Raw genomic sequence first — 14686 nt, 5'->3', positions numbered from 1 at the left:
GTCAGCTTTTGCACTTGTTGGGCACGGCCGCGCGGACCCCCGCGGCAAGGCTCTGCGCGTATGTCGCAATGCCTTGCTCGCCGATGGGCACGGATCCACCTCCGGTGGGGGTTCCGAACTCGTTGTAAACCCACGGGACCTTATCGGAGATGAGCGCGATAATCGGAATGTTGCCCGCCCACAGCGGAGGTCGACCATCGAAGCTGTTATCGGTGATCTCTATCGTCCGGCCTTCGACCTTGCCGCGTGCAGCCGCGAAGTCTGCGGCCAGCTTCTGACTTTCGGTCGCGGTCGCGCGATTGGTGTAGGTGACTTGGTGTGGCTGGCCGTCGGCGCCGATGCCTTGGCGCGATAAGCCCACGCGCTGAACGAAAATCCGATGGTCGTCGGTATAGGTGTGCACGCTGATCGCGAGATCGGCGTTGGCCTTCTCTGCCCGAGTGACCCGATCGCGATAAGAGACGCTCTCATTGACGCCTTTTTTGAGGAGTACGACCGTGTATCCGTCGGCGACCAGATCCTTACGTAGTCGACGAGACACCTCCATGGTGTCGGAGTCCTCCGCGCCATTGGAATAGTCGCTCATGTATGCCCCGGTCTTCGGGTCGTACATGTCGATCGGCGTCGGATTGTGTCCCGGATCGATCGCGATGACCGGTGCGGTGCAGCCGATATCGGCGGCCTGGCTGGTGGTCGGGGTACCGGGGACCATCTCTGTCACCACCTCCGTGACAACACTGGACCCGGCAGCAGGATCGTTCGATGTCGCGCAAGACGGCAGTGCTGCGATGGCGGCGATGGCGGGTAACGCAACTGCCATCCGGCGATGCGTCGTCGCTTTCACTTCAGGATGGCGATGGTCGAGTTTCGGCCGGTGCACTGGTAGAAGTAGCCTGCGTCGTGGCAACTCGTATAGATGGTTGTGCCCGCCCCGGCGCTGTAGATCGGCACGCTGCTGAAGGTTCCGCCGCGACGCTGAACCTCATACTGGACGTCCTGCGCCCAGGCGCACGTCGTGCCGGTGCGCTGGCGGTATATCGACGAGGTGCACGGATAGACGAATCCGCTGGCGTTCAGGGCAGCTTGTGCGTTGTTGATCATCGGGGCGGGCGGTGGCGCCGGCGCCACCGTTTGGGTCTGCGTCAGGGTAGTGCCCGGCTTCTCGATCACTGTCGTCGTTTCGTCGGACACGGGTGCGGCGGTGGAGTCCGGGGAATCGTTGCCCGTGAAAATAAGTGCCAATGCGATTGCAGTCACCACGAGGCTGACACAGACGATGGAAGCCACGATCACGGCGGTGTGGGACCGGCGTTGCGGTTGCTGGGTTTGTGGGTACTGGCTCTGCATGCTGCCCCCGGTCTGCAGTGGCTGCGTTTGGCCGCTGAAATCTGGCTCATCGCCTGGATACATGCCTGGAACTATAGACCAAGGTCAAGTGCCCGAACGGTGGTGCCGGATCGCGATTTCTGGCGTTCTGAAGCGCCCTATCAATGGTGGCGAATTGTTGGTATCCGCCGAATGGATGAATTGCCCCCTGTAGTTGGCCCTTGTCGAAGGCATGTGCAAGAGCGTGCAGTCGGTCGGCTCGGTCACTGCGCTCGATGCGTAACGGGCGGGACACGGCGCGGTCTCAGGCTGACGCCGCGGCTTGGCCCGCGGCCCAGCGCTCCCTAGTGTTACTTCTGTTATAGGTGGGGCAGAAGGGGCTCGTGTGGTGACATTGCGTCGTGTGCTGGTCGGGGTGGGAGCGGCGGTCGTAGTGACCTGCTCGGCGGTGTCGGGGGCGGGAGCGGCCCATGCCGTGGACCTCCCGTTCGGCCTCGGAAATGGGAGCCTCGGCGCGGCCGCCGTGCCGAAGGCTCAGTTGGACAAGAGCTTCCGAAGCCTCACCAAATCGATGGCGAAGTCGCTGCCCGGGCAGGTGGGCATCGCCATCACGCCGGTGGGCGGCGACGTACCGATTTCGTTCGGCTCATTGAAGTCTGCGCGCGCGTGGTCGACGTTGAAGGTCCCCGTCTCGATCGCGGCCCAGCGTCATGTCGGTGCGGCGGCGCTTCCGCAGGAACTCAAGGCCATCGAGTTCTCCGACAATCCGGCGGCCGAGGATCTGTGGCGGGTGCTCGGCGGGGGTCAGCGCTCGGTAGACGCGGTCACGGCGGTCCTGCGCGAGGGGCACGATCTGCGGACCAGGGTGTCCTCGGAGGTCGATCAGCCGCGCAGCTACCCCGGTCATACGCCCTGGGCACTGGCCGATCAAGCGATCTTCGCGGCGCATCTTCCGTGCCTTCCGGATACCGGGCAGGTGCTCGACTACATGGGTCACGTGGCGCCGAATCAGCAGTGGGGTGTCGCCCAGCCCCGTTCTCGCGGTGTTCGTGCCGCGGTCAAGGGTGGCTGGGGTCCGGCGTCGGACACCAACGGTAAGGAGGTGGTGCGTCAGCTCGCGGTGATCACCACCCCGCGTGGCCAGTACGGCGTGAGCGTGGCGGCGCTGCCGCGGAGCGGGTCGTTCGCCGACGGCACCGCGATGGTCACGCGCGTCGGCAAGTGGCTGCTGCGCAACCTCGACAAGTTCCCCGCCGGCCGCTGCTAGCGCGACGAAAATCGGTTATCAACAGCCTGGCTCGCACGCGCGTTCCTGTCTTAGGTGAGAGGTAACATAGACGTAGTCGAGATGGGGATCAATGATTCCGAACTCGCGGAACATGAGTGGCTACGAGGCTGATCGTCACGGGCTCGACCGGTTCCAACGCTATTGGGCTTCTCGCAACCTGAGGAGTGGGCGTCATGGACGCAGCAACCCTCACGGCCTTCGCCGATCTGATCAGCGACGACCTCACTATCCCCGTCGGTACCGACATCGATACGCCGGCGAATCTCGGGCAGTTCCTGGCCCGGGCGCGGGCGGTCGACGACGACCGCGAACTCCTGGCCGTAGCCGCGGCGGTTTTGCGATTGCGCAATGTGGTCGACTATTCGGTCGCCGCGGTGTGCGCCGCGATCGAGCGGGTCGGTTTACCGGTACGCAAGCACGTGCGGTCGGGCGCGGCGATCCTCGCCGAACTCGGGGCGGCACCGGCCGTCGCCTATCGCGCCGGCCGACTCGGGCAGGCGATCGCCGACGAGAACCTCGCACCGGTGACCCGTGGATTGCGCGATGGTGCGGTGTCGGCGGAACACGGTGATGCGGTGGTGTCTGGTCTCGGGCACGTGGCGGGTCGGGTGGAGTTGTCCGACGACGATCGCCGGAAGATCGTGCATTCGTTGCTGGTGCAGACCTCGCCGGCGCGGGTGAGGGAGAAGGCCCGGGCGTGGGCGATCAAGCTGGCCCCGGAGGTTCCGGCGGACGGGGAGGTTCCGGTCGCCGAACGTGACGACCTGAACGAGATGACCCTGAACCGCACCGACGATGGGCGGGTGGCCGTCACGATCGACTTCGACATCGTGGCCGCCGAGGAACTCAGCGCGGCGCTGGATCCGCTCACGCGGCCGGTGCCCGAGCCGGACGGTTCGTCCGATCGGCGGTCGGCCAAGCGGCGGCGTGCCGATGCGATGGCCCAGGTGATCCGCACGTATCTGTCGCATTCGGAGCGTCCCGAGTCCGGCGGAGTGCTGCCGCACGTGACGTTGTCGGTGCCCGCTGCGGTGGTGATGAACGGACAGGTACTCGATTCCGGCGCAGGACTTCGTGCGGGACAGACGATTTCAATCCCGATGTCTGAGGACGGCACCGCCGTGCCGTGGCTCGGGTTCGGCGGACCGATCTCGGCGCGCACGGCGGAGCTGATCATGTGCGAGGCTGCGGTGGCTCTGGCGCTGCTGGACGACCACGGTGTGCCGCTGAATGTGGGCCGCGAGAAGCGACTGTTCACCCCGGGCATCCGCAAGGCGCTTGTGCTGCGGGACCGTGGTTGCGCCTTTCCCGGTTGCGGTGTTCCGCCGTCGTGGTGCGACGGGCACCACGTGGAGCATTGGGAGCACGGCGGAGTGACGAGCTTGGACAACGGTGTCCTGCTCTGCCGCCGGCACCACACCCTCATCCATCACGGTGGGTGGGAGGTGTTCATCGGCCGCGATCGGCAGCCGTGGTTCATCCCGCCGGCCGATCCCGACCATCCGAAGCGTCGTCGTGAACCGATCCGGTCGAATGCGCGACGAACCTTGACCTTGTCAGCCAGCGCCGCGTGAGGCGCGTGAAACCAGTGTCGGGAGCGGTTCCCGGCGCGATGCGTTATTTGAAAATTTCATAGTGTGGGCCTGTCACAGGGCGGGCCGGGCGGTCACGGGGACCGCCCGGGTCCCGCCGGAGTCAGGCGCCCGACGAGTCGACGGGTCGGCGGCGAGCGCTAGAAGCTGCTCAGCAGGATCGCCTCGGCGAGGGCGGTCCGGCGGATCTCCGCCGGATCGACGCTCTCGTTCGGCGCGTGAATCCGGCACTGCGGCTCCTCCACGCCGAGGAGTGCGATCTCCGCGCGGGGCACGGCCTCGGAGAGGACGTTGCACAGGGGGATCGAGCCGCCCTGGCCGGAGTGGACCACGGCGGTGCCGTCGTAGGCCTGGGTCATCGCAGCGGTCAGCGCCGTGTAACCGGGGCCGTCGGTGCGCGGCGCGAACGGGCATCCGGCTGCGTCGGAGCTGATCGACACCGAGCAGCTCCATGGCACATGCCGTTCCAGGTGAGCGACGAGTGCGGCATAGGCGTCGCTCGGCGCGATACCCGGCGGGATCCGCAGGTTCAGCAGGGCCGCCGCCGACGGAATGATGGCGGCCGCGCACTCGGCGATACTCGGGGCGTCGATCCCGATGACGGTGACCGCCGGCCGCGCCCAGGCCATATCGGCCGGGGTGCCCGAACCCAACAGGTCGACGCCGGGCAGCACTCCCGCATCCGGGCGGAAACGCTCCGGCGGGTAGTCCGCGCCGGTCCATCGCTGGTCGGCGGGCAGGTGATCGATCGTGGTGTTGCCGTCGGCGTCGCGCAGGGTGGCGAGCAGCGCGATCAGAGCGGCCATCGCGTCGGGTGCAGGCCCGCCGAACTGGCCCGAATGCACGGCGGTGTCGAGCGCGTCGACCTGGACGCGCACGTTCACCACGCCGCGCAGACTGGTGGTGAGGGTGGGCACGCCCACCTCGATGTTGCCCGCGTCGCCGATCACGATCAGGTCGGCGTCGAAGAGTTCCGGGCGCGTGCGGACCAGGTCTTCGAGTCCCTCGCCGCCGGCCTCCTCCGAGCCTTCGATGATGATGCGGATTCCGCAGGAGGCCTTCTCTCCGACGGCCCGCAGGGCGGTCAGGTGGGCGACGAGGTTGCCTTTGCAGTCGGCTGCGCCGCGCCCGTACCAGCGCCCCGCACGCTCGGTCAGTTCGAACGGCGGTGATTCCCACAGAGATTCGTCGCCGGCGGGCTGAACGTCGTGATGGCTGTACAGCGCCACCGTGGGACTGCCCTCCGGTCCGGGGCGGTAGCCCACGATCGCCGGGGAGCCGTCCGACGTGTCCACCACCTCGCAGTCGAAGCCGAGCTCGGTGAACTTGCCCGCCACCCAGTCGGCACTGGAGCGATTGGCTGCGGCGTGCGCGACGTCGCCGTGCACGGAGGCGAAGCTCACGAGCTCGGTGAGATCGGTGCGGGCCAGTCCCATGTGGGCGTCGATGTTCTCGGCGAGGGGCAATTCAGTCATGCCTCCACTGTCACACGTCGAAGCCCGCATGCATCTCCCAGTAGAGAATTTCGGAGTCCTCGACGGCGGTGACGGTCAGCGGCCCGGCCGCGGTGGTCCGCAACGCGTCGCCTTCGGTGACCGGCTCGGCGTCGTTCACCGCGACCTGTCCGCGGGCCACGTACAGATGGCCGAACGGGGCTGCGGGCAGCGCGATCCGCTGGCCGGCGCGCGGCGTGGCCACGTGCAGCGCGGCGAAACGGTTCGCGATCTCCACCGCGCGGGTCTCCCGGTGCTCGTCGCGGCCGGAGGCGACGACGACGGGTTCCCCCGAGGCGAGTGCCTCGGTGACGTCATACTCCGCGTGCGCGGGATCGAGTCCGTCGCTGTGCGGGGCCACCCACATCTGCACCACGCGCAGCCGGTCGCCGCTGTAGCGAGTGTCGGCGTTGCGCTCGGAATGGGTGATACCGCGCCCGGCCCGCATGTACCCGAGGGTTCCGGGTCGCAGCACCAGCTCGTGGCCATGCGAATCGCGGTGCGCCACGGCGCCTTCCAGCACCCAGGTGAGGATCTCCATATTCTGGTGTTGGTGAGCGTCCAGGCCCTCGCCCGCGGCGACGACGTCGTCGTTGTGCACCACGAGGACGCCGTGCGCGTTGCCGAACAGGTCGTAGTTGCCGGTCGCGGGGAAGCTCTGCCAGGACGTGAGCCATTCGTTGGCCCAGTAGTGCCGGTCGGCGGCGGAGTGCAGCTGGACGGACATCGTCTACTCCGTTCGGTCGAGACGGGCGGCGAGCTGGGACATGAGGTGGACCAGCTGCTGACCGTCGGTGGGGGAGAGAGCTTGGAAGAACAGATCGTCGACCACCTTGCGGTGGCCGCGCGCGGCGGTCGCGAACGCCGCGCGACCCTCGTCGGTGAGGATCGCGTAGCTGCCGCGACCGTCCTGGGGAACCCGTTCCCGGCGCACCCAGCCGCGCTTGCACAGAGTGTCGACCTGATAGGTCAGCCGCGAGGCGGTGAACACCATGCGCTGGGCGATCTCCTTCATGCGCAGACGCTGGTCGGGTGCCTCGGAGAGCAGGAGCAGGACGTGATAGTCGGACAGGCTCATCTCCGACTGCTCGCGTAGCTGCTCGTCGATCGCGGTGGTCAGGCGGGCGCTGGTCTCGATGAACAGTCGCCACGCCCGACCCCGCGGATCGGCGTCGTCGATCCGCAGGCTCATCGTGCGACGTGCGGCATCAGCGCGTCGTCCGGGATCACCCCGAGGCGACCGGCCTGGTAGTCCTCGATGGCCTGGACCAACTGTTCGCGGGTGTTCATCACGAACGGTCCGTAGGCGGCAACGGGCTCGCGGATGGGCTGCCCGCCCAGCAGCAACACCTCCATCGCGGGGCGATGCGCATCTTGTCCGTGGGCGTCGGCGGCCACCGTGATCCGGTTGCCCTTGCCCAGGACGGCGAGTTGGCCGCCGGTGATGGGTCGCTGCTCCACACCGACGGTGCCGTTGCCGGAGAGCACGTAGACCAGGCCGTTGAAGTCGTCCCGCCAGGGCACCGACAGTTGTGCGCCGGGCGCGATGGTGGCGTGCGCGAAGGCGATCGGCGTGTGAGTCGATCCCGGACCGGCGTGGCCGTCGACGTCGCCGGCGATCACCCGCAGCAGGGCTCCGCCGTCCGAGGACGACACCAGAGCCGACTGCCCGCCCTCGAGGTTCTGGTAGCGCGGGGTGAGGAACTTGTCCTTGGCCGGCAGGTTGACCCACAGCTGGATGCCGTGGAACGTGCCGCCGGACTCGACCAGCTCGGCGGGTGGGGTCTCGATGTGCAGGATGCCCGATCCGGCGGTCATCCACTGGGTCGCGCCATCGGTGATCAGGCCGCCGCCGCCCGCGGAGTCCTGGTGCTGGAACAGGCCGTCCATCATGTAGGTGACGGTCTCGAAGCCGCGGTGGGGATGCCAGGAGGTGCCCTTGGCCTCGCCCGGCTCGTACTCCACCTCGCCCATCTGGTCCATGTGGATGAACGGATCCAGGGCCTTCGCCGAGACTCCGGCGAAGGCGCGGACCACGGGGAAGCCCTCGCCCTCGTAGGAGCGCGGTCCGGTGGTCACCGAGACGACGGTGCGCTCGGAATCGGCGGGACCGGCCTGGGACAGGCGCGGCAGGGTCAGGGTGTCTGCGGTCACGGCAGGCATGGTTCCTCCAGTTAGTTCAGATTTGAAGTATCTCGCCCGGTGCAACGGAACGCAACCGAAACCTATTCCCGGGCGGTCATAATCACTTCATGGCCATCAATCCCATGAGTGATCGACCGGCTCGCGAGCGCCAACGGCTGCGCAAGCTGGCGCAGGCGGCGATGAACGCCGACCAGACCGTGGGACAGGTCGAGGGGATCCTCGGGGACATGGGCCCGGTATTGGCGGGGCTGACCGGCACCATCGACGATCTCGACGGGGCGATCGACAATCTGGAGACCACCCTGGCGCGATTGAACTCGTCGTTGGACAACGTCGACACCACCGTGAATCGGATGGCCGGTGTGGTCACCCGACTGGAACGAGTCGTCGGCCAGGTGGAGCAGTTGGTGGCGCTCGGCGAGGTGGCCATGCGGCCGCTCGGGGTGATCGAATCGGCCGGCCGCGGGATGGTCGGACTGCTCGGGTTCGGTGGGAAACCCGACCGTACGGGGAGTTGAGGGCCTCGTCTTCTACGATTGAGTGACATCGTTCACCTATCGAGGAGTCCTCGTGCGTTCTGAGTCCATGCCGGCCAAGTGGTTGGCCGAGGCGTTCGGCACTTTCTGGTTGGTCTTCGGCGGTTGCGGCAGCGCGATCTTCGCAGCCAAATTCCTGGTCGACGGTGATGGGGCCGTGGGCAAGGTGCAGCTCGGCATCGGCTTCCTGGGCGTGGCCCTGGCCTTCGGCCTGACGGTCCTCACCATGGTGTACGCCGTCGGGTGGATCTCCGGTGGACACTTCAATCCGGCGGTCACCCTGGGCGCCGCCGTCAGCGGGCGCTTCCAGTGGAAGGATCTGCCGGGCTATTGGCTCTCGCAGGTGATCGGCGGCCTCCTGGCCGGCGCGGCGCTCTACTTCATCGCCAGCGGAAAGCCCGGATTCGAGGCGACGGGGAACATGGCCGCCAACGGCTACGGCGATCATTCGCCGGGTCTGTACAACATCGGTGCGGTCTTCGCCGCCGAGATCATCCTGACCGGCTTCTTCGTGATCATCATTCTGGGTGCGACGCACGGTCGGGCGCCGATCGGATTCGCCGGGCTGGCGATCGGTCTCTCGCTGACGCTGATTCACCTGATCTCCATCCCGATCTCCAACACGTCGGTCAATCCGGCGCGCTCCACGGCGGTCGCCTTCTTCAACGGCGACGGCGCACCGGCCCAGCTGTGGCTGTTCTGGCTCGCACCGCTGATCGGTGGCCTGCTCGGCGGACTGATCTTCCCGCTGCTGTGGGAACGCACGCCGTTCGCGCGTCCGGACATCGCCGGCGGCGCCGAGCCCACTCCGGCCGAGCAGTAGAGCAAGGAGCCTTGATGATTTCCGAAGAGCGGTCGCTACAGGGTCGACGCGGACGCACCATCGTCTACGACGTCCACCGTCCTGACGCAGATGCCCTCGGCGTCGTCGCTCTGGTGCACGGTCTCGGTGAGCACGCCGGACGATACGGGCACGTCGTCGAACGTCTGACCTCGGCGGGTTACGTGGTGATCGCCCCCGATCACGCCGGTCATGGGCGCTCCGGCGGTAAACGGTTGGGCGTCAACGACTTCAGTGATTTCGGCGCCGACCTGGAGCGGGTGATCGGCGGCGTGCAGCGCGACGGCCTGCCGCTCTACGTGATCGGGCACAGCATGGGCGGTGCGATCGCGCTCGACTATGCGCTCAACAACCCCGACGAGCTCACCGGCCTGGTGCTGTCCGGGCCCGCGGTGGTCCCCGGCGACGATCTGCCGCCGGTGATGGTGAAGCTGGCGCCGGTGCTGGGTCGCCTGTTGCCCTGGCTGCCGGCCACGGCGCTGCCCGCATCGGGTGTCAGTCGCGACCCGCAGGTCGTCGCCGCCTACGAAGCCGATCCGCTGGTGTGGCACGGCAAGATCCCGGCCGGTCTCGGCGGTGCCCTCGTCGGCGCGATGACGTCGTTCCCGGAGCGGCTTCCTGCGCTGCGGGTGCCGACCTTGGCGCTGCACGGCGGTGCCGACGTGCTGGCCAACGCCGATGGCACGCGTCTCATCGGCGAGCTCGGCGGTGGCGGTGACGTGACCATCAAGATCTATCCCGAGCTGTTCCACGAGATCTTCAACGAGCCCGAGCAGGAGCAGGTTCTCGACGACATGATGGCCTGGCTCGCCGAGCACTAGCTTTCAACCCCGGTGTCGCGACCCGTCCCTCGCGTCGCTCGTGCTGCAGCACGTCGACATGAAGGACGGGTCGCGACATGCATCTTCCGGTCTGACGGCCGGTGAAGACCGTGTTCGGAGCAATCCGATGACGGTGTAACGACCGCCTAGAACCAGGAGGGGTCGGCGTCCAGGGTCGTCCGGTCGCACGAGGCGATCAGGTCGAGCTGGGGGCCGGTCTTCGGGAGCTCGTAGATGAAGAAGTAGCGAGCCGCGGCGCGCTTGCCACTGAAGAAGGCGCCCTCGCGGTCGCCGACGGCCAGCAACTGTTCCAACCACATCCAGGCGACCACGATGTGACCTGCCGCCTCCAGGTAGGCGGTGGCATTCGCCAAGGCGACCGCCGGGTCGCCGGAGGCCCACGCCGTCGCGGTCACCTCGGCCAATCGGGCCAGTGCGGTCGCGAGTGCCTCGGAGTACGTCGCGGCTTCTCCGCCGGCCGCAGCGGCGCGCGCGACGGTGGCGCCGATGGCGTCGGCCAGAACCGCGAAACCGGCTCCGGAGTCCATGATCACCTTGCGGCCGAGCAGGTCGAGGCCGTGAATCCCGTGTGCGCCTTCGTGAATGGGGTTGAGTCGGTTGTCGCGGTAGTACTGCTCCACGTCGAACTCGCGGGTGTAGCCGTAACCGCCGTGCACCTGGATGGCCAGGCTGTTGGCTTCCAAGCACCACTGACTCGGCCAGCTCTTCACGATCGGGGTGAGCACCTCCAGCAGGGTGTGCGCGCGGGCGCGGTCGGCCTCGTCGGGGGCCGTCGTCTCCTCGTCGACCAGTCGGGAGGCGTACAGACCGAGCGCCAGGGCGCCTTCGGCGTAGGCCTTCTGCGCCAACAGCATTCGTTTGACGTCGGCGTGCTCGATGATCGGGACCGGTGCCACGTCCGGACCCTTGACGTCGATCGGGCGACCCTGCTCGCGCGTCTTCGCGTACTCCACCGATTGCAGGTATCCCGCGTAGCCGAGGGCGGTCGCCAGGAAACCGACACCGATCCGCGCCTCGTTCATCATGTTGAACATGTAGCGCAGCCCGTGGTGTTCCTCGCCGACGAGGTAGCCGACGGCGCCGTCGACCCCGTCGACCCCGAAGGTGCCGTCGCCGAAGTTCAGCAGTGTGTTGGTGGTGCCGCGATTTCCCATCTTGTGGTTCAGTCCCACCAGTGCGACGTCGTTCCGGGTGCCGTCGGTGAGGAACTTGGGGACCACGAACAACGAGATGCCCTTGGTACCGGGCCCGCCGCCCGGCGCCTTGGCCAGCACCAGATGCACGATGTTCTCGGTGATCTCGTGATCACCGGCGGAGATCCACATCTTGGTGCCGGTGATGGCGTAGGTGCCGTCGCCGTTCGGGAGGGCGCGCGTGGTGATGTCGGCGAGCGACGATCCGGCCTGCGGTTCGGACAGGCACATGGTTCCGGAGAAGCGTCCCTCCAGCATGGGGCGAACCCAGGTGTCGATCTGCTCCGGCGATCCGTACTTGGCGAGCAGATTCGCATTGCCCACGGTCAGGAACCCGTACGACGAGGTGGCCGCGTTGGCCGCCTGGAAATTGACCATGGATGCGCGGGAAACAGTGTGCGGCAACTGCATTCCACCCAGTTCCTCGTCGAAGGAACCGGCGTTGAGGCCTGCCTCGGCGAAGGCACGCACCGCGGTGGCCACCTCGTCGAGCAGCACAACCTTGCCGTCGGGGCCGATCTGCGGCTCGGTCTGGTCCGACTTCTTGTTGTGCGGAGCGAACAGCTTGGCAGCCATGTCGTGGCTGAGGTCCAGGACCGCGTCGAAGGTCTCGCGCGAGTGCTCGGCGAAACGCGGACGCTCGGTGAGCGCGGCGACGTCGAGCCATTCGTACAGCAGGAAATCGAGGTCTTCGCGGGACATGAAATCAGCCATGCCCGCTAGTGTCTCAGATTCCGGACCGCCGAATCAGGGCGCCCGCCCAGCGCGGCGAGACCTCCGCGATGGCTCGCAGCGCCACCGCGTATCGGGGGTAGATCTCGGCCTGTCCGGTACGTGCAGCTCGCACGATCCAGCTCGCGGCTTCGTCCGCGGACAGCGCGACGGCGTCGTCGTAGTCGGCGGTCGGCGCGATCATGGGTGTGCGCACCAGCGGGAAACCGACGTTGGTACGGTGACGCCCGTGCCGCGGCACTCGTCGTCCAGGCTGCGGCCGAAGGCGGCCAGCGCGGCCTTGGACGCGTGATAGGCGCTGAACTTCGGCATCGAGCCGGCAGCGACTCCCCACGTCACCACGTTTATGATGCGGCCGCGACCGCGCTCTTGCATGCCGGGTAGGAGCGCGGTGGTCAGGCGCACCGCGCCGAAGTAGTTCAGCGCCATGGTGCGCTCGTAGTCGTGGAAGCGATCGACGGTGTCCAGGACGGAACGGCGGATCGAGCGGCCGGCGTTGTTGACCAAGACATCCGGTGTGCCGAAGCGGGTCTGGATCTGCGCGGCGAGTTCACCGGCGGCCTCGACGTCGGCTAGATCCGCGATCATCGGATGAGCGGTGGCACCCGCTTGTGTGAGGTCCCCGCATACGGCGGTGAGTCGTTCGAGGTCGCGGGCCACGGCGACGATCTCCGCGCCTTCGGCGGCGAACTGTCGGGCGGCGGCTTCGCCGATGCCCGACGAGGCCCCGGTGATGACGATGAGCTGACCGGTCAGGTCACGGTGCTGGGTGGTGAACCGGTCGGGGAGGTCGAGCAGCAGGCGCGCGGGCCGGAGCGCTGCCTGCGCCACCGCCCGGGCACCCGGGATCACTTGTACTTCTTGATGATCTGCATCGCGTCATCGCCCGTCACGTTCTTGGCGACGAGCTTGCCGTTCTTGACTTTGCGGATGGTGTACAGCTTCGGCTTCTTGGCATCGGCGACGTGCAGACCGACGTTCTTGGCCTTCTTGTTCAACTCTTCCAGCACGAGTGGATGGTAGCGCCTCAAGGTGAACGAATTGCGCAGTTCTCTCCACATGGCACTTCGGGCTGATAGTGCTGGCAGAAGGTGTATTCGCAGGGATCAGCGGTGCAAGTGGCCGCCGCAGTGTAGCGAGAATCACAGCGGGCGATTCCGGGGTCGTTGGTGGTAGGCCTCGTCGGCTTTCTCAGCAGACCTCGGTCCCCACCGGTGTCGAGTCGTCCAGGCGCCGCGAGTAGCTGCCGCCGCCGAGGCGGTTCCGGGTGGCGCAGGTCTGGGCCAAGGTGGCGCCGTGATAGAAGACGGCGTAGATCGGATTGCCGTTCTCCGCCTGCTTGAGCGACGCGCACGATTGGTCGGTGCGCAGGTAGGAGGCGCCGGGATGCTGTCGCAGCGCCGTGGCGATCTCTTGCGCGTAGGCGCCGGGGGTCACGGCGTTGTAGACGAAGGTGACGGTCTCGCCGGTGCATGCCGGTGTCGTGATGGGAGTGGACAATCCGAGGTCGCCGGGGCCGCGGGCGTTCGTCAGCGGTGCGTTGGTGGCGGCTGCGCTCGTCGGCGCGGAAGTGCGGGGCTCGGCGGCGACGGAGGATTCGGTGTCCGCAGCGCCGGGTGCCTGCAGGACGGTGGTGACGGCGACCGGTTGGTCGTCGTTGCCTCGGGGCCACAGCCAGATCGCGGTACCGACGGCCGCGAGCACGGCGACGGCGGCGATGGCGGCGAGCACGATGTTGGCGGAGCCGCTCGAGCGCCCCGCCACCGGGTACTGCTCCGGCATCGGATACTGGCCCGGCTTGGGGTATTGGGGTGCGGTGGGTGAGGTCATCCCGGCCGGCGCCACCTGGGTGGCGGCATAGGGCATCGAGGGCGGCTGGCCGGCCAGAGCCCGCTGCGCGGCGGCGGCCAACTGGCCGGCCGAGGCGAATCGTTGCGTCGGGTCTTTGGCGGTGCCGTGGGCGATCACCGAATCCAGCGGGCCGCCGGTGGGAGGCAGCGGTCGATGCAGATGGCCGGCGATGATCTGTTCCATGCTGTCGTCGCCGAAAGGTTTTGCCCCGGTGAGGCATTCATAGAGCACGCAGGCGAGAGCGTAGACGTCGGCGGGCGGTCCGACCGGCGCGTCGGTACCGAATCGCTCGGGTGCCATGTAGTTGAACGACCCGATGGCCGACCCGGTGGCGGTGAGGGAGCTCTGGCCGACCGATTGCACCAGACCGAAGTCCACCAGGTACGCGAACCCGCGGCCGTCGAGCAGGATGTTCTCCGGCTTCACGTCGCGGTGGGTCAACCCGGCGTGGTGGGCGGTGTCGAGGGCGCCGCCGATCTGCTCGACGATCGCGACGGCCTGATCCGCGGGCAGCGGACCCTGCCGGATGAGTGCTCGCAGGTCCTGGCCGTCGACGATGCGCATGTCCAGGAACAGCTGGCCGTCGATCTCGCCGAAGTCGTGGATGGGGATGACGTGCGGGTCGCTGAGGCGGGCCGCGGTCTGCGATTCCCGAAGGAAGCGGGTCCGGTAGTCCTCGTCGTGGGCCAGGTGCGGCGGCAGCAGCTTGAGCGCCACGGAGCGGTCCTTGACGGTGTCGACGGCTTCGTAGACTTCGCCCATGCCACCGCGTCCGATCAATCGGACCAGGCGGTAGGGCCCCAGGATGCTGCCGCTGCGATCGGCGGGTGTGGTCATGCTGTGTGAG

Annotated in this window: 14 protein-coding genes and 1 pseudogene; 5 read left to right on the top strand and 10 right to left on the bottom strand. The window is 67.5% G+C overall.

The annotated features are described in order from the left end of the window. Window position 1 precedes the first annotated feature (1 nt). On the bottom strand, window positions 2–880 hold the full coding sequence (locus ACFFJD_RS09145) for an N-acetylmuramoyl-L-alanine amidase family protein (protein WP_382363327.1): 879 nt from the start codon (window positions 878–880) through the stop codon (window positions 2–4). Further along, entirely contained in the window at window positions 841–1410 is a 570-nt protein-coding gene (locus tag ACFFJD_RS09140; protein ID WP_382363325.1) for a hypothetical protein, read from the bottom strand. The genes ACFFJD_RS09145 and ACFFJD_RS09140 overlap by 40 nt, the downstream gene beginning before the upstream one ends. A 304-nt stretch (window positions 1411–1714) precedes the next feature. On the opposite strand from ACFFJD_RS09140, the gene ACFFJD_RS09135 reads away from it, so the two are divergent. Both ACFFJD_RS09135 and ACFFJD_RS09130 read left to right on the top strand, forming a co-directional pair. Beyond that, window positions 1715–2593, top strand: a complete 879-nt coding sequence (locus ACFFJD_RS09135; RefSeq protein WP_382363323.1) for a serine hydrolase — start codon at window positions 1715–1717, stop codon at window positions 2591–2593. Window positions 2594–2787: 194 nt separating this feature from the next. Beyond that, window positions 2788–4188, top strand: coding sequence for an HNH endonuclease signature motif containing protein (locus ACFFJD_RS09130; RefSeq protein WP_382363321.1), 1401 nt, complete (start codon window positions 2788–2790; stop codon window positions 4186–4188). 158 nt (window positions 4189–4346) lie between these two features. Here the strand turns inward: ACFFJD_RS09130 and ACFFJD_RS09125 are convergent, their stop codons facing one another. From ACFFJD_RS09125 to ACFFJD_RS09110, 4 genes are read right to left on the bottom strand one after another with little or no spacing between them, the layout of a single operon-like run. Beyond that, window positions 4347–5681 (bottom strand): dipeptidase, encoded by a 1335-nt coding sequence (locus tag ACFFJD_RS09125; RefSeq protein WP_382363319.1) that lies wholly within the window; start codon window positions 5679–5681, stop codon window positions 4347–4349. Between the two features lie 10 nt (window positions 5682–5691). Next, window positions 5692–6426: a pirin family protein gene (locus ACFFJD_RS09120; RefSeq protein ID WP_382363317.1), complete on the bottom strand. Its 735-nt coding sequence runs from the start codon at window positions 6424–6426 to the stop codon at window positions 5692–5694. Window positions 6427–6429: 3 nt separating this feature from the next. Further along, window positions 6430–6891: a MarR family winged helix-turn-helix transcriptional regulator gene (locus ACFFJD_RS09115; RefSeq protein ID WP_382363315.1), complete on the bottom strand. Its 462-nt coding sequence runs from the start codon at window positions 6889–6891 to the stop codon at window positions 6430–6432. Then, entirely contained in the window at window positions 6888–7862 is a 975-nt protein-coding gene (locus ACFFJD_RS09110; RefSeq protein ID WP_382363313.1) for a pirin family protein, read from the bottom strand. Before ACFFJD_RS09110 ends, ACFFJD_RS09115 begins: the two co-directional genes overlap by 4 nt. 89 nt (window positions 7863–7951) lie before the next feature. Here ACFFJD_RS09110 and ACFFJD_RS09105 point away from each other — a divergent pair, with 89 nt between their 5' ends. The 3 genes from ACFFJD_RS09105 (at window position 7952) to ACFFJD_RS09095 (ending at window position 10042) form a co-directional block, all read left to right on the top strand. Further along, entirely contained in the window at window positions 7952–8362 is a 411-nt protein-coding gene (locus tag ACFFJD_RS09105) for an Mce/MlaD family protein (RefSeq protein ID WP_382363311.1), read from the top strand. Between the two features lie 67 nt (window positions 8363–8429). Continuing rightward, entirely contained in the window at window positions 8430–9203 is a 774-nt protein-coding gene (gene aqpZ, locus ACFFJD_RS09100; protein WP_382363378.1) for an aquaporin Z, read from the top strand. A gap of 14 nt (window positions 9204–9217) precedes the next feature. Further along, window positions 9218–10042, top strand: a complete 825-nt coding sequence (locus ACFFJD_RS09095; protein WP_382363309.1) for an alpha/beta hydrolase — start codon at window positions 9218–9220, stop codon at window positions 10040–10042. Between the two features lie 146 nt (window positions 10043–10188). Here ACFFJD_RS09095 and ACFFJD_RS09090 read toward each other — a convergent pair whose 3' ends face one another. From ACFFJD_RS09090 to ACFFJD_RS09075, 4 genes and pseudogenes are all read right to left on the bottom strand, one after another. Further along, the gene (locus tag ACFFJD_RS09090; RefSeq protein ID WP_382363307.1) at window positions 10189–11970 is read right to left on the bottom strand and encodes an acyl-CoA dehydrogenase; all 1782 of its coding nucleotides are present in this window, start codon (window positions 11968–11970) and stop codon (window positions 10189–10191) included. Between the two features lie 13 nt (window positions 11971–11983). Further along, a pseudogene (locus ACFFJD_RS09085) lies at window positions 11984–12840 on the bottom strand (SDR family NAD(P)-dependent oxidoreductase). Continuing rightward, window positions 12837–12998: a hypothetical protein gene (locus ACFFJD_RS09080; protein WP_382363305.1), complete on the bottom strand. Its 162-nt coding sequence runs from the start codon at window positions 12996–12998 to the stop codon at window positions 12837–12839. Before ACFFJD_RS09080 ends, ACFFJD_RS09085 begins: the two are co-directional and overlap by 4 nt. A 181-nt stretch (window positions 12999–13179) precedes the next feature. Further along, entirely contained in the window at window positions 13180–14676 is a 1497-nt protein-coding gene (locus tag ACFFJD_RS09075) for a serine/threonine-protein kinase (protein WP_382363303.1), read from the bottom strand. Between the last annotated feature and the right edge of the window lie 10 nt (window positions 14677–14686).

The organism is Gordonia phosphorivorans (genome assembly GCF_042432625.1).
GTDB classification, from domain to species: domain Bacteria; phylum Actinomycetota; class Actinomycetes; order Mycobacteriales; family Mycobacteriaceae; genus Gordonia; species Gordonia phosphorivorans.
This window is presented reverse-complemented; position numbering and strand designations above follow the sequence as displayed.

Coding starts and splice junctions, on each gene's coding strand:
- ACFFJD_RS09140 (WP_382363325.1), bottom strand. CDS start 1,410: ATGTATCCAGGCGATGAGCCAGATTTCAGCGGCCAAACGCAGCCACTG.
- ACFFJD_RS09130 (WP_382363321.1), top strand. CDS start 2,788: ATGGACGCAGCAACCCTCACGGCCTTCGCCGATCTGATCAGCGACGAC.
- ACFFJD_RS09125 (WP_382363319.1), bottom strand. CDS start 5,681: ATGACTGAATTGCCCCTCGCCGAGAACATCGACGCCCACATGGGACTG.
- ACFFJD_RS09120 (WP_382363317.1), bottom strand. CDS start 6,426: ATGTCCGTCCAGCTGCACTCCGCCGCCGACCGGCACTACTGGGCCAAC.
- ACFFJD_RS09115 (WP_382363315.1), bottom strand. CDS start 6,891: ATGAGCCTGCGGATCGACGACGCCGATCCGCGGGGTCGGGCGTGGCGA.
- ACFFJD_RS09110 (WP_382363313.1), bottom strand. CDS start 7,862: ATGCCTGCCGTGACCGCAGACACCCTGACCCTGCCGCGCCTGTCCCAG.
- ACFFJD_RS09105 (WP_382363311.1), top strand. CDS start 7,952: ATGGCCATCAATCCCATGAGTGATCGACCGGCTCGCGAGCGCCAACGG.
- aqpZ (WP_382363378.1), top strand. CDS start 8,430: ATGCCGGCCAAGTGGTTGGCCGAGGCGTTCGGCACTTTCTGGTTGGTC.
- ACFFJD_RS09095 (WP_382363309.1), top strand. CDS start 9,218: ATGATTTCCGAAGAGCGGTCGCTACAGGGTCGACGCGGACGCACCATC.
- ACFFJD_RS09090 (WP_382363307.1), bottom strand. CDS start 11,970: ATGGCTGATTTCATGTCCCGCGAAGACCTCGATTTCCTGCTGTACGAA.
- ACFFJD_RS09075 (WP_382363303.1), bottom strand. CDS start 14,676: ATGACCACACCCGCCGATCGCAGCGGCAGCATCCTGGGGCCCTACCGC.